Origin of the sequence: Turicibacter sp. H121 (assembly GCF_001543345.1) — a bacterium.
GTDB classification, from domain to species: Bacteria; Bacillota_I; Bacilli_A; order MOL361; family Turicibacteraceae; genus Turicibacter; species Turicibacter bilis.
Map to the genome: position 1 here is coordinate 327,574 of NZ_CP013476.1, position 18,288 is coordinate 345,861.

The 18,288-nt window shown below is 33.8% G+C and carries 23 protein-coding genes; 2 read left to right on the plus strand and 21 right to left on the minus strand.

What is annotated here, in order from left to right; genetic code table 11:
- Window positions 1-14 precede the first annotated feature (14 nt).
- The gene (locus AT726_RS01425; protein ID WP_055245032.1) at window positions 15-380 is read right to left on the minus strand and encodes an Asp23/Gls24 family envelope stress response protein; all 366 of its coding nucleotides are present in this window, start codon (window positions 378-380) and stop codon (window positions 15-17) included.
- 213 nt (window positions 381-593) lie between these two features.
- Here AT726_RS01425 and rpmB point away from each other — a divergent pair, with 213 nt between their 5' ends.
- Window positions 594-785 carry a 50S ribosomal protein L28 gene (gene rpmB / locus AT726_RS01430; protein ID WP_055245030.1) on the plus strand — a complete coding sequence of 64 codons (192 nt, stop codon included), beginning with the start codon at window positions 594-596 and terminating at the stop codon, window positions 783-785.
- Between the two features lie 408 nt (window positions 786-1,193).
- Here the strand turns inward: rpmB and AT726_RS01435 are convergent, their stop codons facing one another.
- The 20 genes from AT726_RS01435 to gloA2 all read right to left on the minus strand — a co-directional run bounded on the left by AT726_RS01435 (window position 1,194) and on the right by gloA2 (window position 17,451).
- Entirely contained in the window at window positions 1,194-1,577 is a 384-nt protein-coding gene (locus AT726_RS01435) for an SHOCT-like domain-containing protein (protein ID WP_068758874.1), read from the minus strand.
- 27 nt (window positions 1,578-1,604) lie between these two features.
- Window positions 1,605-1,985, minus strand: a complete 381-nt coding sequence (locus AT726_RS01440; protein WP_055245026.1) for a hypothetical protein — start codon at window positions 1,983-1,985, stop codon at window positions 1,605-1,607.
- A 15-nt stretch (window positions 1,986-2,000) separates the two neighbouring features.
- On the minus strand, window positions 2,001-2,363 hold the full coding sequence (locus AT726_RS01445) for a DUF2089 domain-containing protein (protein WP_055274829.1): 363 nt from the start codon (window positions 2,361-2,363) through the stop codon (window positions 2,001-2,003).
- A gap of 11 nt (window positions 2,364-2,374) precedes the next feature.
- Window positions 2,375-2,749, minus strand: a complete 375-nt coding sequence (locus AT726_RS01450) for a hypothetical protein (protein WP_055245023.1) — start codon at window positions 2,747-2,749, stop codon at window positions 2,375-2,377.
- A gap of 296 nt (window positions 2,750-3,045) precedes the next feature.
- Window positions 3,046-3,126, minus strand: coding sequence for a stage V sporulation protein SpoVM (spoVM, locus tag AT726_RS13525; protein ID WP_070099811.1), 81 nt, complete (start codon window positions 3,124-3,126; stop codon window positions 3,046-3,048).
- Between the two features lie 75 nt (window positions 3,127-3,201).
- On the minus strand, window positions 3,202-3,831 hold the full coding sequence (locus AT726_RS01455; RefSeq protein ID WP_055274827.1) for a thiamine diphosphokinase: 630 nt from the start codon (window positions 3,829-3,831) through the stop codon (window positions 3,202-3,204).
- A gap of 5 nt (window positions 3,832-3,836) precedes the next feature.
- Window positions 3,837-4,481 carry a ribulose-phosphate 3-epimerase gene (rpe, locus tag AT726_RS01460; RefSeq protein ID WP_068758875.1) on the minus strand — a complete coding sequence of 215 codons (645 nt, stop codon included), beginning with the start codon at window positions 4,479-4,481 and terminating at the stop codon, window positions 3,837-3,839.
- A 20-nt stretch (window positions 4,482-4,501) separates the two neighbouring features.
- Window positions 4,502-5,422: a ribosome small subunit-dependent GTPase A gene (gene rsgA / locus AT726_RS01465; RefSeq protein WP_201023068.1), complete on the minus strand. Its 921-nt coding sequence runs from the start codon at window positions 5,420-5,422 to the stop codon at window positions 4,502-4,504.
- Between the two features lie 18 nt (window positions 5,423-5,440).
- On the minus strand, window positions 5,441-6,745 hold the full coding sequence (gene pknB, locus AT726_RS01470; RefSeq protein ID WP_082704855.1) for a Stk1 family PASTA domain-containing Ser/Thr kinase: 1,305 nt from the start codon (window positions 6,743-6,745) through the stop codon (window positions 5,441-5,443).
- The gene (locus AT726_RS01475; protein ID WP_055274823.1) at window positions 6,742-7,494 is read right to left on the minus strand and encodes a Stp1/IreP family PP2C-type Ser/Thr phosphatase; all 753 of its coding nucleotides are present in this window, start codon (window positions 7,492-7,494) and stop codon (window positions 6,742-6,744) included. The genes pknB and AT726_RS01475 overlap by 4 nt, the downstream gene beginning before the upstream one ends.
- Window position 7,495: 1 nt before the next feature.
- Window positions 7,496-8,536, minus strand: a complete 1,041-nt coding sequence (gene rlmN, locus AT726_RS01480) for a 23S rRNA (adenine(2503)-C(2))-methyltransferase RlmN (RefSeq protein ID WP_055242121.1) — start codon at window positions 8,534-8,536, stop codon at window positions 7,496-7,498.
- 230 nt (window positions 8,537-8,766) lie between these two features.
- Window positions 8,767-10,098 carry a 16S rRNA (cytosine(967)-C(5))-methyltransferase RsmB gene (gene rsmB / locus AT726_RS01485; protein WP_068758876.1) on the minus strand — a complete coding sequence of 444 codons (1,332 nt, stop codon included), beginning with the start codon at window positions 10,096-10,098 and terminating at the stop codon, window positions 8,767-8,769.
- Between the two features lie 179 nt (window positions 10,099-10,277).
- Window positions 10,278-11,159, minus strand: coding sequence for a YitT family protein (locus AT726_RS01490; protein WP_068758877.1), 882 nt, complete (start codon window positions 11,157-11,159; stop codon window positions 10,278-10,280).
- A gap of 211 nt (window positions 11,160-11,370) precedes the next feature.
- Window positions 11,371-11,553 carry a sporulation protein Cse60 gene (locus AT726_RS01495; protein WP_055242115.1) on the minus strand — a complete coding sequence of 61 codons (183 nt, stop codon included), beginning with the start codon at window positions 11,551-11,553 and terminating at the stop codon, window positions 11,371-11,373.
- Between the two features lie 72 nt (window positions 11,554-11,625).
- Window positions 11,626-12,498, minus strand: coding sequence for a YitT family protein (locus AT726_RS01500; RefSeq protein ID WP_055242113.1), 873 nt, complete (start codon window positions 12,496-12,498; stop codon window positions 11,626-11,628).
- 43 nt (window positions 12,499-12,541) lie between these two features.
- The gene (locus AT726_RS01505) at window positions 12,542-13,408 is read right to left on the minus strand and encodes a CvfB family protein (RefSeq protein ID WP_055274816.1); all 867 of its coding nucleotides are present in this window, start codon (window positions 13,406-13,408) and stop codon (window positions 12,542-12,544) included.
- A 715-nt stretch (window positions 13,409-14,123) separates the two neighbouring features.
- Complete coding sequence (locus tag AT726_RS01510) at window positions 14,124-14,594, minus strand: hypothetical protein (RefSeq protein ID WP_055242109.1); 471 nt, start codon at window positions 14,592-14,594, stop codon at window positions 14,124-14,126.
- Window positions 14,595-14,715: 121 nt separating this feature from the next.
- On the minus strand, window positions 14,716-15,600 hold the full coding sequence (locus AT726_RS01515; RefSeq protein ID WP_055305955.1) for a TraX family protein: 885 nt from the start codon (window positions 15,598-15,600) through the stop codon (window positions 14,716-14,718).
- 100 nt (window positions 15,601-15,700) lie between these two features.
- Window positions 15,701-16,939, minus strand: a complete 1,239-nt coding sequence (locus tag AT726_RS01520) for an FprA family A-type flavoprotein (protein WP_068758878.1) — start codon at window positions 16,937-16,939, stop codon at window positions 15,701-15,703.
- 134 nt (window positions 16,940-17,073) lie between these two features.
- Entirely contained in the window at window positions 17,074-17,451 is a 378-nt protein-coding gene (gene gloA2 / locus AT726_RS01525) for an SMU1112c/YaeR family gloxylase I-like metalloprotein (RefSeq protein WP_055242103.1), read from the minus strand.
- A gap of 474 nt (window positions 17,452-17,925) precedes the next feature.
- On the opposite strand from gloA2, the gene AT726_RS01530 reads away from it, so the two are divergent.
- Window positions 17,926-18,285 (plus strand): DUF6444 domain-containing protein, encoded by a 360-nt coding sequence (locus AT726_RS01530; RefSeq protein WP_068758879.1) that lies wholly within the window; start codon window positions 17,926-17,928, stop codon window positions 18,283-18,285.
- The last annotated feature ends 3 nt before the right edge of the window (window positions 18,286-18,288 follow it).

An 18,288-nucleotide genomic window follows, 5' to 3' on the forward strand; every position in this document is an offset into this window, starting at 1 on the left:
GAATAATACTCCTCCTAGCGATCTAACCCTTTAACTCCTTGTACAAACACATTAACTTCTTTAACATGTTCTCCGAAAGTTTTTTCGATCACATATTGAACTTTTTTCTGAATTTCAAAACATACTTCTGAAACTTTAATTCCGATTCCGACAATTACATATAAGTCTACAATCAGTTTATTATTTTCATCTGCGCGCAGTGTAACACCTTTACTATAGTTTTCTTTTCCTAAAACAACAGCTAAACCATCTTTAACTAAATTCTTTGAAGCCATCCCGACAACACCATAACATTCTGTTGTTGCATTTCCAATGACTGTTGAAAGGGCATCTCTTGAAATGTCAATTCGACCATATTCATTTTTAATTTGGACTGTCATATGTGACAAACCTCCCTCATCGCTATATTCTTACTTTCAATTTTACTATATATTATACACATTGACAAATATAAAATGTCATCTAGAAGGTGTAAAACTGCCTTAACATGACTATTCTCTGCATTTCTTTCAAAAAAACTTGCTAATCCACAAAAAGTATGATAAATTAATAGGAGTCTTAGATAAGAATGTGAAGTAAGGAGGTTTTTACTAATGGCTCGTGTTTGTACAGTAACTGGACGTCGTACTAAAACTGGAAACGCTCGTTCACACGCAATGAACGCTTCAAAACGTACTTGGAAGTCTAACGTTCAAAAAGTTAAAATCTTAGTTAACGGTAAACCTAAAAAAGTATACGTTTCTGCTCGCGCATTAAAATCAGGAAAAGTAGAACGCGTTTATTAATAACATAAAAAAGGTTATCTCTTCGGAGGTAACCTTTTTTATGTTATTAAATAATTTTTCATATCAATCTTTATTGACTCAAACATAAAACTTATACAAATGGCCGGCCACTTCATTAGGTGCAAAAACATACAACTTTAATTTGTTAAGCCTTTATCATTGCACAGCTTCTGCAATGAGATACCGGAATTACCAGCGAAAGATAGAGATAGCAAGCAAATATTTTCTCTTGTTGAGAAAGTAAACAATTAAACAAATTATTTACATTTTTACAACTTCTACTTCTTCTTAGTCCACATTTTGATTTTTTTCATGGGCCTATTCGTATATAGCTTTTGATGCATAACGATGAAGTTCCTCATTATCTTCTCATTTTAAGGATGATTACTTCATCTCTCTCTTCTCTCTTTAGTCAATCCAAATTCGAATTTTAGAATCTTTCGTATCAATCGTCATTAGATCTCCCATTACCTCTGAATCAATCAGTGCTAAAATTTCTTCAATATCTAGATTAACATTTTCACCGACTTTAGCATTTAATTGCTTTTGAACAATTCCCATTTTTAGAACGGCTTTAGCTAAATTTAATGGAAAATTAATTTGAACTGTTTCTTTTTCTCCCTCTTCCGTCGATAATATGTCTAATCTTAAGAATCGTCCTATCGGGTGTGAATTTACTCGGGCCACTTTTTGTTCAGATTTTTGCATAGCTTGAATCAGTTTCTGACCTTCCTCCGATGTAATGACACCACTTTCTATCATTTTTAATACTCGTATTAATTCTTCACTCATTTTAATCATCCTTTCTAGCTAAAATCATTAATCAATCCAGATTCGTACATTTACTGAATTACGATCAATAGTTATTAAATCACCAATGGAATCTAGATTAAGCAAATCTATCATCTCATCTAAATCCGGTTCAATTCCAGTTCTAGTCTGCGCCTTAATTTGTTTTTGAATAAATCCCATTTTTAAAACAGACCTTGCAAGATTAAGAGGAATATTGATTTCAATGACTTCTTCTTCTTTGTCATGGCTGTCTACATTAATGTGTAAAAAACGTCCCGTCATCCCCTGATTCACCTCATTAACTTTTCGATGTGCTGTATCAATCACCTTGATCAACGCTTGACCATCTTCTGACGTAATAACACCACTTTCTATCATTTTTAAAATCTTTCCTAACTCATCACCCATATAAACTCCCCCTCTTTATCGTTTTAAGCACTCAGTTGCCTCCTCAACAGTGATATCCCCTCGTTCAAGCTGAGATAAACTATCTTGTTTATCGATTGTTTCTTGTCCTGTTGTAAACCCTAATCCTTGAATTGTTTGATCAAGCATTCGTCTAACGGTTGGATAAGAGATTCCAAGTTCACGTTCAACCTCCTTAATATTCCCACGATTTTTAATAAAGACTATGGCAAAATTTAATAGTTCCTTATCTAAATAACAAAATTCATTTAATGTGTATTGACCATTAATTTGTGTTTTACATCCTTGGCACGTCAATTGTGTAACTAAAAGTCGTTTATAGCAAATAGGACAATGTCCCAACACTTCGTACTGTTTCACCTAAACCCTCCTTACTTTGTCATAATTTTAATAACCGTATTTTTAGACTTCACATTAATAAACTCAAGTGGTGGATACTCCTTCATAATCTTCAGCACTTCTTCTAAGTTTACTAAAATAGTCTGTATCTCTTCTTTACTAAACTTTCCATTAATAGCCTCTTGATCAAACTTAATAAAAGGAGCACATAATCTAAAAAAACTTTTAATCAATCCAAATGAAACTGCCGGCAAATATATTCTCTTCCCATCATCGACAATAAATAATTTAATCTTCTTAGCACGATGCTTTTGTCGCCGTTTTGATTCTTTTTCAATCTCTTTAATTGCTTGCTGAACTGTCAGACGTCCGTCTTCGATTTTCTCTAAAACATAAAGATATGACACTTTAAGCTTCTCTCCTTTCAATTCCTACGTCTCTACATTACCATTATACTCCACGAATCTAAAAATCCAACTCCATAATTAATAATATTAATATATAAATTAATATTATTTAAAAAAACAATATATTTTTTGAAAAATAATTAGTTTTAAATAACTGTTACTGTTTTATATCATTCAATCGTTATTCTAATTCAATGAGCACAAAATAATTTTCAAGCTAATTTAATATGATATCCCCCGTCCTTAAAACAAAGACAATAATAAAAAATAGTTGCCGAATAAATCGACAACTATTTTTAATGTTTTTTAAAGATGTTCATAATACCTACAACAATTGCACTGATCCATTTTGGTAATTTAATCGTATAAAATCTCATCTTATCCGCTCCCCTATTCAAGGATATTAATTACTGTACACTATATGTCCTCATGGAAAAAGATATGACTACAACTTAATCACGACTAAATATCATTAATAAATAACCACTATCAAACGAGACAAAAAAGCTAGATTCAGTTGTCTCATTACTAATGCAACGAATATCATCCTGTGTTAACTCATAATTCGTTAATGGATATTTTAAACGATTTAACGTTAGATTAGTTACCGTTGACTCTAAGGCAAAAAATGAAATATAGGGCAAGCCTGGATGATTGATTTCATGCTGACCTGAGGCTAACACCATTAAGTGATTTCTTTCATCCACTAATGTAATCGGTAAGCCTTTTTTAGCAAACTGAAGTAATAAGCGAATATTAGCTAAGCTATGATCGATTCGTCCACCTAATGATCCATAAATCCGAACATCAGTTGCTTCTTTCGTCATCGCTACATTCAAAGCCACTTCAGTATCCGTTTCATCTTTTTCACTTGGTAATTGAACAAGTTCCAACGCAGAATCTTTAATTTTAGCAAACTCAGATTCCGTCACTGAATCAAAATCTCCAATGGCGATATCCGGACAAATTCCATGCTCTACTAAAGTTAAAGCTCCTCGATCGACTCCAATCACGAAGCTCGCTTTAATATGTTCTAAATCTAACCACGCATTTGGTGCTCCGCTAATAATCGCAATTTTCATTCAAATTACCCCTTAATTTTTTGAATGGCTAATTGACGGTCTACTGCATTAAACACAGCTGATCCAGCAACTACCACATCTGCCCCAGCTTCTTCACATAAGCGGGCTGTTTCCTCGTTAACTCCACCATCAACTTCAATCACATAAGATAAGTTTTGTTCTTGACGCCACTGATTTAATGTCGCAATTTTATTTAATGAATCCGGAATAAAGATTTGACCTCCGAATCCTGGATTAACTGACATAATTAAAATCCAATCTACCTCTTGTAAAACATGTTTAATCATTTCAAGTGGTGTATGCGGATTTAAAACGACTCCACACTGCATCTCATATTGCTTAATTAATTGTAACGTACGATGTAAATGACGGCATGCCTCTACATGAACTGTAATAATATCTGCTCCCGCCTCTTTAAAATCTTTAATATATTGATCCGGATTTTCAATCATTAAATGAACATCAAATGGCAACTCTGTATGAGGACGTAAACATGTCACAATCCCTGGACCTAATGTAATATTAGGGACGAAATGACCATCCATCACATCAATATGAATATAATCCGCTCCTAGTGAATCAACACATTTTACTTCTTCTGCTAATTTTGAGAAATCAGCAGCTAAAATTGATGGTGCAATTTTCAACATCTTTCCTACTCCTTCATGTCTTAATACTTCGGTTTACGAGTTTTAATTTCTGTTAAGAACTGTAAGTAGTTCTCATATCGGGTTGGGATGATTTCTCCTGCCTCCACAGCCGATTTGACAGCACAACGAGGTTCATTTTCATGCAAGCAACCTCTGAACTTACACTGCTCTGAACGCTCATAGAATTCGATAAAGCATTGTGATAAATCGATAGGTTCTAATTGATCTAAATCTAAAGAACTAAATCCTGGTGTATCTGCGATTAAGCCTTCGCTTAACTTATGTAATTCAACATGTCGGGTTGTATGTTTTCCGCGTCCTAGTGCTTTTGAAATTTCATTAACCTGAATATCTAATGTATGATCGATTGAGTTAAGTAATGACGATTTTCCTACTCCTGATTGACCGCAAATCACAACAATACGATCTTTAATTAAATCACTAATCGATTCTAATCCAAATTGTCGTTTAGATGAGGTTTCAATGACTTCATAACCAATTTCACGGTAATAATTAATCGTTGGTTCAATTGATTGTTTCTCTTCTTCACTCAATAAATCCATCTTCGTTAGCACAATAACAGGTTCAATGCGATTCATTTCAATAACAGCTAAAAAACGATCTAACAACTTCGGACTGAAGTCGGGTTCTTTCACTGAAAAAACAACTAATGCTAAATCTACATTAGCAATAGGTGGGCGCACTAATTCATTTTTTCGAGGGCCGATTTCCATCACATAACCATTTCCATCAGATTCAACTAAAAACTCAACTTCATCTCCTACTAACGGAGTAATTTTCTGTTTACGAAATAATCCTCGACTTCGACATTGAATCATTTCTTTACTTTCTAAATCTTCAACGTAATAAAACCCACTTAAGGCTTTTAAAATAATTCCCTTTTTCAAATTATCACCTACTAAATGATCAGGTTCACTCATCATTTTCTTTATTGTCTATTATTCTTGTCTCGTTGAAGATGATTTTTCTGGAGTCTTTGCGACATATAACGTAACACTAGACTTCACTTTTACGCGTGTTCCGATAGCCGGTGATGTTTTAAATACATCACCATCTTCATAATTCTCATCTTCAATATAAATGACTTTTGCATATTTAAGTCCGATGTCTTTTAATTCCTTTTCTGCCTCTGTCACTGTCATCGTTGAAACATCTGGAACATAAACTTCAGCGACTTTATGAGTGGCAGGTCGATAGATAATGACATAATAAAGCGTGATGGCACAAATTAAGAAAACAGTGAAAGAGACTAATAAAGCTGAGTTTAAAAAGTCAAATTTCTTTCCTTTTCGTCCTTTACGCTTTTTCTTTGATTTCTTAGCCATTTCTTCTGATACCTCCTTCTTCAGGTCAGACATCACCATCGTTTTTTCAAGTGCCTCATCTTTTATACTTTCACTTAGAAGAGGCTCATCGACACGCTCAGTTGTTAACGCTGAGTTTAAATCAATTAATAATTCATCAACACTGTGGTATCGATCGCTTGGTAGCTTGCAGGTACAACGACTAATAATGTTATCTAAACTATTCGGTAATTCCTCTTTGACTAGCTTGATTGAAGGCATTTCTGCTTCTAAATGTTGAAGGGCAATATTAACCGCACCTTCTCCTTTAAAAGGCACATCTCCCGTTAATAATTCATATAAAATAATTCCTAACGCATAAATATCTGAGCGCTCAGTTGCTAAATTTCCACGTGCTAATTCCGGTGCTAAATAATGAACCGAACCCATAATCGTGTTCGTTTGTGTCATATCTGCCTCATTACTTGAAAGAGCAATTCCGAAATCAGTAATTTTTACAACTTGATCATCAGTAATCATAATATTTTGCGATTTAAGATCGCGATGAATGATATTGTTTTGATGAGCATATAAAACCCCCTCAGCTAATTGCGTCATAATATGAATCACTGTTTGAGGTTCTAACGCTCCATGTTCACGTAAATAATCTTTCAATGTTTTTCCTTTAACATATTCCATGACAATAAACGGCTGTTGCTTATAATCACCAACTGTATAAACATGAACGATGTTCGGATGATCCAAATTAATCACTTGTGCTGATTCACGTTTAAATCGTTTAATGAAACGTTCATCTTTCGAAAGCTCATATCGTAACATTTTAATCGCTACATGTCGTTTTAGTGTACGGTCATACGCTAAATAAACATTAGCCATTCCACCATCACCAATTAGCATCTTAATGTCATAGCGCGAATTAATCGTTGTTCCGATAATCATAAAGAGTCACTCCCTTCGAGGCGTTCGCATAAAGCCACTGATATATTATCTTTTCCTCCATTACGATTCGCCACTTCAATCAGTAAATTTACTTTTTCTTCTGTTGACGTTTGTTTGCTTAAAATAGCAAGAATCTCTTGATCATCTACCATCGATGTTAACCCGTCTGTACAAAGTAAGATGGCATCTAATTGATAATGCTCTAACACAAGATAATCAAATTTCAATTCTTTATTCACCCCAAGAGCATTCATAATAATATTACGATGTGGATGATTTTTTGCTTCTTGTTCAGATAGTTTTCCTTCTTCGACTAGTTTACGAACGAAGGTATGATCCTTTGTAATCTGTCTTAATTGGTGATGGGATAAAAGATAAGCTCGACTATCCCCAATATGTGCAAATGCGATAAAAGACTTAGTCATCACAGTTACAATAGCTGTCGTTCCCATTCCATGTGAGATATGATGATCTTCAATATACGTCAAGATATCTTGATTTACTTGATGTAAAATCTTCTTTAACCATTTTCTCAATATTTCTGAGTCATCAAATGTTAAGTCCTCATTAAAGTATTGCTCGATTGTTTTTAATACCATGGCACTTGCGACTTCTCCCGCTTCATGCCCTCCCATGCCATCGGCTACTACAATAATTGAGCAATGTTGATTTTTATAAATTTTAACAGCATCTTCGTTATGTGGTCGGATTTTTCCGACATCAGTCTTATAACACATCTGGTCAAACATTCTATAAAGCCCCCTCTTTAGCTCTTAACTGTCCACAAGCCGCGTCGATGTCACTTCCTAACTCGCGTCGAACAGTTGCATTAATCCCACGTTTTTTTAATGTCTTCTCAAATTGTTCAATATGTTCAATTGGTGTACGATCAAACCCACGTTCCGGTACATAATTCACCGGAATTAAATTGACGTGACAATTCATTCCTTTTAATAAGTCCGCTAATTTTGTTGCACATTCTACTGTATCATTGACATTTTTAATTAATCCATATTCAAAAGTGATACGACGATGTGTTTTATTTACATAAAACTTCGCCGCTTCCATTAACTTTTCTAATGGATAAGCACGGTTAATTGGCATTAATTGCGTACGCAATTCATCGGTTGGTGCATGTAATGAAATCGCAAATGAAACTTGAGGATGATGCTCGGCAAAATCATAAATTTTCGGAACAATCCCACTTGTTGAAACAGTAATATGACGTGCTCCAATATTTAACCCTTTATCATCATTAATAATATTAATGAATCGAGTTAAATTATCATAATTTTCAAATGGTTCTCCAATTCCCATCACAACAATATGACTAACACGACCTTCTGTTTCATCTAAGTATTGTTGAACACGTAAAACTTGTGCTACAATTTCCCCTGCCTCTAAATTACGTTTTAAGCCGCTTAAGGTAGAAGCACAGAACTTACATCCAATGCGGCACCCAACTTGTGTCGTCACACAAACAGAATAACCATAGTTGTGACGCATTAACACCGTTTCAATTAAGTTTCCATCTGCTAATTCAAATAAAAACTTTGTTGTTCCATCACTTGCGATTTGTTTTTTACGTTCTGATAAGGTTGTGAAATCAAATGTTTCACTTAATAAATGTTTTAAATCTTTCGGTAAATTACTCATCTCATCAATTGATGGCACACGTTTTTTATATAACCAATCAAAAATTTGTTTCGCACGAAACTTTGGTTGGTTATTGGCTACTAACCAATTCTGCCAATCTTCAATATTTAAACTAAAAATGGATTTAAACTCCATATTAGCACCACCATTTCTACTAAATTCGTTAAAGTCATTGCTGTGTCAGTCATCTATCTATATAGAAACAGATCAATCATTTACATTGCCTAACTCAAAGTTATAGTCTTAAACTATCCTAAACTAAGGCTAACGCCAGAAATAATCACGTTTACCGATGTAAAAAAACGACTGTTTCTTCTATATATTATCCTGCTAAAACACAGATTCTCATGCAATCATTTCTGAAATTAAGCTTGGCGCTTTAAGCAAGCAATAAAGAAACCATCTGTTTGATAATCACCTGGGAATAATTGAACCCTTCCTTTTTTCGTTTGCTCGTGTAAAACCTCTGGAAGTCGATTGACTAATGTTGCATCGAGTTCATATTCTGGATGTTGTGCTAGGAATTGCTCAACCATTTTATCATTTTCTTTACGATTTACGGTACATGTACTATAAACCAGTGTTCCCCCTACTTTAACTAATGGGGCAACTGTATTTAAAATTTTCTTTTGAATCATCATGATTTCATCTAAATCCGAAGGTTGTTTCGTAATTTTAACTTCTGGATGACGTCTTAAAATACCTAATCCTGAACATGGAGCATCCACTAAAACGGCATCAAAGCTATCTGACTCATAACGTTCATTTAAAGTTGTTGCATCTTGCAATGTCGCTACGACGTTTGTTAACCCTAAACGTTTCACATTATCTTCGATTAATTTAATTTTATGCTCATAAACGTCATGGGCATAAACCGTTCCTGTTTGACGCATTAACTCTGCTACATGTGTCGTTTTTCCACCAGGTGCTGAGCATGTATCTAATACTTTCGAATGATGTTTTGGTTTTAACGCACGTGCGACTAGCATTGACGATTCATCTTGAACATAGAACCATCCTTGCTCAAAAGCCTTCGTCTTAATCACATTACCTTTTAAAATAACTAGTGCATCTTGGCTCAAATTACCATACTCACATGTGATGCCTTCCGATTCAAGTTTTTGCTTTAATTCTTCACGTGTTCCACGAACACCATTGACACGAATCGTCACATTGACACGCTCATTATTAGCACGAGCCATCTGAATCGTTTTTTCCCAACCGAATTGCTTACTCCACAATTTAATCAACCAAAGTGGATGTGACGTTTCAACCGCCAAACGCTCCGCCTCATCTTTAATCGTATCAAGACTTGGCAATGGGGTACGTGTCATTTCACGTAAAATAGCATTCACTAATTTGCCATTAAATTGCCCTCCACGTTTTTTAGCAATCTTAACCGCTTCAGAGATTGCTGCGTGTTCTGGGACACTATCTAAAAATAACATTTGATATAGGGTCATTTGAATTAAAATACGAACCCATGCTTTGACTTTTCCGTTAAAGAAGGGTGTCACATAAAAATTCAATAACTGTTCATGTTGTAATGTTCCATAAACCAATTCAGTCATGAAATTTTTATCTTGAACTGTTAACTCATTTTTTTCAATTTGTTCACTTAAAGCATGATTACTATAAGCTCCATCTATTAAAATATCGGTTAACGTCTGCAATGCCAATTCGCGGGCATTTGCCATAATACCACTCCGTTCTCCTGTTTACCTGATGTATGTATAGTGATGTCATTTTATATTATAACATAATCTGCCTACTTTCATCTGTCATTTCACACAATTCTCCCCTAAATTCATCAGTCTTTCCTCATTGATTGAGAAATTTTAAAAAAGTTGCTTCTAAATTAGAAGCAACTTTTTGATTATTGTGTTTTATCAACAATTTTACGCCCGAAGTTCCCTTGAACTTGTGAACTTTGTAAGACGTTCGTAAACGAGTTTGGATCGACCTCATTTAATAATTGTAAAGCAATATATAATTCATAGCTTGAAACAACCATCATTAATAAACTACGATTTTGATGCGTGTAAGCTCCCTCCGCATTAATAATAGTAATCCCACGACCTAATCGACTTTGTAAAGTTGAAATCACCTCATCTTGCTTATTTGTGACAATAAACACTGTATAGCTTTGATGTGGAGTATGAATACGGTCAATAATTTGCATTTGAACAAAGATTAATAAAATCGTATATAATGCAATTTCCCATCCATCAACACATCCTGCAATTGCAATAATCACACAGTTTACAGCAAATGAGTATTGACCAAATGACCCTTGCGTTCTCATGGATAAAATTTGTGATAAAATATCAAGTCCTCCAGTTGAACCGCCATACTTTAAGATCGTTCCACTACCTAAAGCATAAATCATTCCACCAACAACGATATTTAATAACACATCATCAGAAAAAGAAATTTCTGGAACAATATTCAAACCTAACGTCATCAGTGTTACCGTATATAGCGTATGATAGGTGAAACGTTTCCCAATAAACTTATATGCAATTAGTAATAACGGGATGTTAATGGACCAAATAAGCATTCCAAGATTAATCTTAATCCCCCATGCACTATAAAGGAATCGACTAATTAACTGAGAAATCCCTGTAACCCCACCTACATATAACCCCGATGGGTTGATAAACCAGTTAATTCCAATGGCGAATAGCAAAATCCCAACCGAAATCATTGCTAAACTTTTAAATTCTTTTTTTAAATGTTCTGCCTTAATAATACCCATTACCAAATTCCTCCACTTCCGTTTTTCACGCAGCATTCTCTCTATTAAAACGGAATCTTTGATTTAATTCTTGAGAAATTATAACATGTTTTCTCCCGACAGGAAACGAAAAAATTGTTACTATTTTGTGTACATCTACATACAATTTATCCCATGATTTTAGACATCATTATTCCATGAAAAAAAGCACCTAAAAAAAGGTACTTTTTGTCTATGCTTCATAAATAATCATAGCCGAATAACTATAAACCTGTCCCTCTGTATCACTGAAGTGAGAGATAGAGTATTTAATATCTATGACCGATTGATAAGGTAATGTTTTTAAAAATTCATTGACGACACTTTCTAAATCTAGCTCATGTTCTTCATCAAAACATTTCACTTGAACCGACATTCTGTCTCCCTCCTATCACATTAAAGACAGAATACCATTCGAAGCTTTGAATTTTTGTCAAAAAACAGAAATCTATTTAATTTCTTTTCTAACAAAGTGACCTTGAACCATCTCACTACGCACGACGTTTGTGAAAGCATGATCATCAACCATTTTAATAACCGCTAATGCTTCATATAACTCATAACTTGATAATACTATCATCAACACACTTTTATTATTCTTTGTATAAGCACCACGGCCTTCTAAAACCGTAATTCCTCGATAAAGTTGTTTTTGAATCGCATCAATCATTTCATCTTCTTTACTCGTTACGATATATAATGTCAAATTTTGATGAATCGTATGAATTCTATCCACGACGACGGACGTAATGTAAATTGAAATAATAGTATATAAGGCTGTTTCCCATCCTTGTGTAATTCCAGCTAATAAAATAATAACTGCATTAATACCAAATGAGTACTTTCCAAAAGAACCATTAAACTTCATTGAGATGTATTGTGAGACAATATCTGTTCCCCCAGTTGATGCACCAATTTTTAAAATCATTCCTACACCAACACCGATTAACACCCCACCAAATACAGCGTTTAGTAAAATATCATCAGAGAATTTTCCCATGGGAACTAATTCTAAAATGATGGATTGCAACACAACTGTTAAAATACTTAAGACAGCAAATCGTTTTCCAATTGAACGCCACGCTAAATATAAAAGTGGCACATTCAATAAGAAAATTAATCCACCTAAACTTAATTGAATCCCAAATGCAGAAGAAGCAAAGGCTATTATTAACTGCGCAATCCCTGTCACTCCACCTGTATATAGATTAGCAGGCGAAATAAACATATTCATCGCTAACACATATAAAAATACCCCTATAATCATAATCCCTAAGTTCTTCAGTTTAATTGAAACTTGTTCATTTTTTAAAATATTCATCTGTTCCACACTCCTTCTCTGATGTCCTGATGAATAATTAGACTTATTCGTTTGAATCTGTGTCTTCTTTTAAATAAGTCCATCCATCTTCTTGATAAACTTTTCCCTCTTTCATTAAACGCCCTAATGCACGCTTAAATGAGGCCTTACTCATTTTAAAGACACGACGAATATCGTCTGGTTCTGATTTATCATAAAACGGCATCGCCCCACGACGTCCCATTAAATATTCTAAAATAATGTCTGAGTCTTCCACAATCGCAAATTCCTTTTGTGGAATTAATGACATATTAAATTCACCATTATCTTTTACACGTACGACACGTCCCTCAACTACTTCTCCAAGACGTGGTTCTTCACGACGTTCACTTTCATGAATGAATCCCATGTATCCTTCTTCTGTAATGACGTTTGTTCCGATTTTACCTGTACGAATTACACGCGCTTTTACCTTTTTACCATGTAATGATTGTGGAGCCTCCTCTTTAACTCCGCCAAACTCTTGTGGGCGAGCTAAGATTGCAAATAAGTAGTTTGATTGTGATTCTTTTAAATAACAATACACATAATCTCCGACTTGTGGCCATAATGATTCGAAAATTGGTAAGTCTGATGGTGCGATTAAAATGTTTTTGTTAATTCCGATATCAACAAAAACTCCTAAATCTTTACGCACATCTACTACTTCAACCCAACCGAATTCTTCTGTTGTCACTGCTGGCTCTTGCATCGTTGCTGTTAAACGTTTTTTTGCATCATAATAAACGAAGACTTCGATTGTTTCTCCAACTTCGATAGGATGCGTTACTTCTGCTTGATGTAAGAAGAACTCTTCACCATCTAGCATTAATGTATAACCAAGTGGCGTCTGACGCTCCACTTTCATTTCATGAAATTTTCCTGCTAACATTTCATCACTTACTTTCCTTTTAAAGTCAATATATTATAACATGCACCAAAATTCGTGAAAAGTGGAAATTGCTTTTTCACTCTATTTAATCGTTTTATGTATCAAATCACATATAATTTTATTATCACCGACGTTACTTAAATCAATCCATCTTTTTCTTATTTTTTAAATTTGAACATCTACTCATTAAATATTCATTTTTAAAAAAACATTTACCGTCATGAGCAGGAAAAAATAAAAGATCAACCCTACCTAACTAAAACCAAAGATTTCTACTCATTCAAACACGATGACAAATCTATATAGAAACAGAAACCTTTTCTACATTTAATATAGCAACTCAAATATATGATAGTCATACCGTGAGTCACCTGCCATGCGAAGCATGTTTCCTCCATTGGTAGGGAATGCAAGGCAGACTATCGTCCAGGGGTCACCTAGCAGCTTCACTTGTGAAACAATCCACCATTGCTAGGGAATGGGTCACCTGGCAGATTGTCGAAGACAATCTAATCCTCAACTGCTAGGGATTTAAAATTTTTTACAATGTAAAAAACTTATCTGGACTTATATATCGAAGCATAAAGTCATGAAAACTGTATGACTTTGCAACATTCATTTTATGTTTATAGCGATTCGGATGAACGTTAATCTGCTCATATTAAAAGCCTTAGAAACTCCTAAAGGGTTCTTAAGGCTTTTTTTCTCTTTCAAATTAAGCAACGAAGTCTTCCTTTTCAACTTGTTCCATAATAAATAATAAATCAGCTTCAACTCGCTCATAACGGCGATGATACGTTAATAATTTATCATTTAAATCAACCGTTAAACTTTTTAACTTTTGAAGATATAAAAATAACTGTTCATTTCCAGTCTTAAGTGGTAATCGTTCCACATGAGCTTCTAATTCATACACTTTTGCTTCCCACTCTTTAATACTCATGGTTGATTGTTTTAAACTTTTTTGTGTATGATGCTGTAAATCCTCAAGTTTTTTATACAATGAAGCTTCTAAATAACCATATTGTTGCCACTCTGAACCTAATGACAATAAAATTGAACGGATACGTAATAAATTTTTTAAGTGTTTCGAGACATGATAAGAGGCAAAAAAGCCATCCTCATATAACACTTTTGCTAACATGAAATTTTTCTTATATGCCTTTTTAATATTCATTCTCGCCATAACCAACACCACCTTTTACTAAAACTTAAGTAAATTATAATATATTTTTAGTAAAAAATACACTATTTTACATGAATAAAAATCTTATATCAAAAAAAACTCACCAGCCTTCGCTAATGAGTTATAATATATTCTTCAAAATAACAATCATTAAACTTAAAATAAAAAGGTGAAGAGGATAAAAAGCATAAAAGAAATATTTATTCAGCTTTATTGATCCTTTCTCTCCATTGTATTTCGAAATTGGCCATAAGGCAGCAAGACAGAACAATTGAGCAACACACTGTAAATACACTAAAACTTGTAGAATCATTCCAAACCCATCGGTCGTCACAAAGCCATATCCATCATGAATAAAAGATGAAACAGAGGACCACATGCCAATCGATTGACCATATAATAATAAATTAAGGACAACCAACATAATACTCATACGAGTTTTATTTTCAAAAAAGAGATACATCATAAAAATGGTGAGAATTCCATAAAGGTCATAGTCTGTTCTTAAATTTGCAGCTATTAAGCCTATGAGAATAATAAATAATCCCCCTATAAATTTAAATCCTTGATCTTTAGAGATATTATCATATCCCCAAATGGCTAATAAACCTAAAGCCAAGGTGAAAAAGACATTTTGGTGAGTGAATTCTAACCATCTCCCTGAAATAGCAATATCAAAAAATGGCTCGGAAATCAAAGCAAAAATACTTAATCTTAATAAATATTTTTTCCGATTACGCGTGTGATAGAACCCATTGACAACCAAAAAAGCAAAGATTGGAAATGAGATTCGTCCAACTAAACGCATGATCACCATCATTCCTTCAAGCGCAATAAACGTGGTCATATTTTCAGTATATCCTTGTAAAAAAGGGATGATAATTGCACCAATATGATCAATTAACATCGTGACTAGAGCGATTATTTTTAATTGTGAGGCATCTAATCCTTTTTTCTTTTCAATCACACAACCTTGACTGGTATCTAACTGATTTCCTAATTCCATTCAAGCACCCTCTCTTCCAAAATTTTCTTAAATTATAACATGAATCACTCAAAATAACCACTATAAAAAAGACAGTCAAACATGACTGTCTTTTAAATAACTAATCTAAATCACAAACTAAACGTCCTTCTAATAAACTACGTCCAATTGTTTTTCCAAGTGTTAATACGTCAGCTAATTTTTCTTCATCAGGTTTAAAGCATAACTTAACCGGTTCAACCATTTTTAATTTTAATTGTGTTAAACGGGCATGAACATTATCCACCGCTTCTCCACTCCATCCATATGAACCGAAGGCTGCACCAAATTTTCCACCATGAGTCACTGGATTCATTCCTGTTAAGACATCCCAAACGATTGGCACTGCATCTTTATTCACAGTTGTTGCTCCGATAGCAATTGCATCAGCTGCATATAAATCCGCAAATAATTGTTCTTTTACCTCTGGGAAGCTCTTAATATCTAAATCGTATAAACGAACTGTGACATTCGGGTTAACCATTACGATTCCTTCTTTAACTGTCTCAGCCATCATCTTTGTATATCCATAAGCTGATGTGAATGGAATTACCACTAATTTTTCTGTTGAGAAGTCTTCCGTTGACCATTCTTTATAGATATTCATAATTTCTTCAATGCGTGCATCTAATACCGGTCCATGTCCAGGGCAAATCATCTTAATATTTAATCCCGAAAGAGTCGCAATTGCTTTTAACACATACGTTTTAAATGGTGCGAAGATTGGATTATAATAGTTTAATAATGCATCCATGTAGTCGTCATTTTTTTCTACTGGTAATTTTGACATTAATACATCATCAAACGCATAATGACTACCAAATGAGTCACATGTAAATAAAATTTCTTCTTCTACTAAATAACTATAAATAGTATCTGGCCAATGTAAGTTTGGTGCTGAGATGAATTTTAATGTACGCCCACCTAAATCTAATACATCATTCATTTTTACAGCTTGTGATTTGAAATCAATATTCACAATGTTACGTAAATAACGAATAGCTACGGCTGAAGCAATAACCGTAATATTTGGATTTAATTTGATTAATTTTTCAATTGATCCTGCATGATCGGGCTCTGTATGATGAACGATGATATAGTCGATTTCATCAATTGAAACATGTTTTTGAATTTTTTGAAGATAATCTTCAAAATAAGGCGCTTTCACTGTATCAAATAACGCAACCTTGTCTTCTCCTTTTACAAAATAAGAATTATATGATGTTCCATATTTTGTTTCCATAACAACGTCAAACACTTCAAGATCGTGATCTTGAATCCCTAACCAGTAAACATTTTCAACTAGCTTCAAACTCTCCATTAACTGATCTCTCCTTTAGAAAATTGCGAAGTATTTTATATAGTTTTTTTACCTTTAAAGTTTAACATACTATCCTTTTTATTCCCAATAATATGCACTTTAATTTTAAACATTATTATGTTTTAAATTTATTTCTACTCATGTAACTCTAGTGGTAGACCATCTGGGTCTCTAAAAAAGACGAATCTTGTATTAGTATATTCATCTAGACGAATCTCTTCAGTCTCAATTCCTTTATCTTTTAACATGTTAACAGCTGCTTCTATATCATCTACTTTAAAACAAAGGTGTCTTAATCCACATGCTTCTGGATAAGATGGACGCTTTGGACTATTTGGAAATGAGAATAGCTCAATTTCACTGTCTCCAATTTTTAAATCTAATTTATACGAATTACGGTCGATACGATAATTTTCTCGAATCACTTCAAAACCTAAGACATCCACATAAAATGATTTCGATACCTCATAATTAGAAGCAATAATCGCAACATGATGAATATTTTTAAACATTAATCTCCCCCCTCTTTTATCTATCATTTTACTAGCTTTACTCCAAAAAAACAAACGCTACCTTAAATGATAAATAAGAAATCATCATTTTTATAAATCATAAAAATTTACTGTTTCTATTATTAGCCTATGTGATAAACATTTAATGAGTTTAAGACTTATACCTTCAATAAATAAGCTTCATGTGTGACTATATATAAGCCGAAATATCTTTCAAATTTTTTGAATAATACATAGTTCTTAAGGCTTTTTGATACTCGGTCACCTACCATGCGAAGCATTAATCCTCAAGTAGCAGTGTATAAGAAATCCTACAGTCTAATTAAATTTGTAACTATTCAGCCACCAAGTAAACGAATTCCGTTTCTTGGTGTTTTTGTTAATGATATGTAGCTCTCGTGAATAACTTACCTATTTGTAAGATTTACGTTATAATATCCTTACTATTCCAACTTTAGAAGAAGGTGTCATCTCATGTCAGAATCTGAAATCATCAAAGTTTATCAGGAGGGGATTCAATCCGTTATTAGTTTAGTTCAAGGACTTTCCACTCAAATCTCTGAGTTATCTCAGACTGTTTCAGATTTAGATGCTCGCCTTAAGAAACTTGAAAAACAATCAAATCAAACCAGTCAAAATAGTAGCTTACCTCCGTCAACCGATGGTTTTAAAAAGACAAAAAGTTTGCGTCAACCTTCAAATAAAAAAACGGGTGGTCAAGTCGGGCATCAAGGTTCAACCTTAAAAATGGTAAAAGATCCGGATCTTGTCGTCACACATCATCCGAAAACTTGCCAAGGGTGTGGGTGTTGTTTAGAAAACGTTGAACCTTAAAAA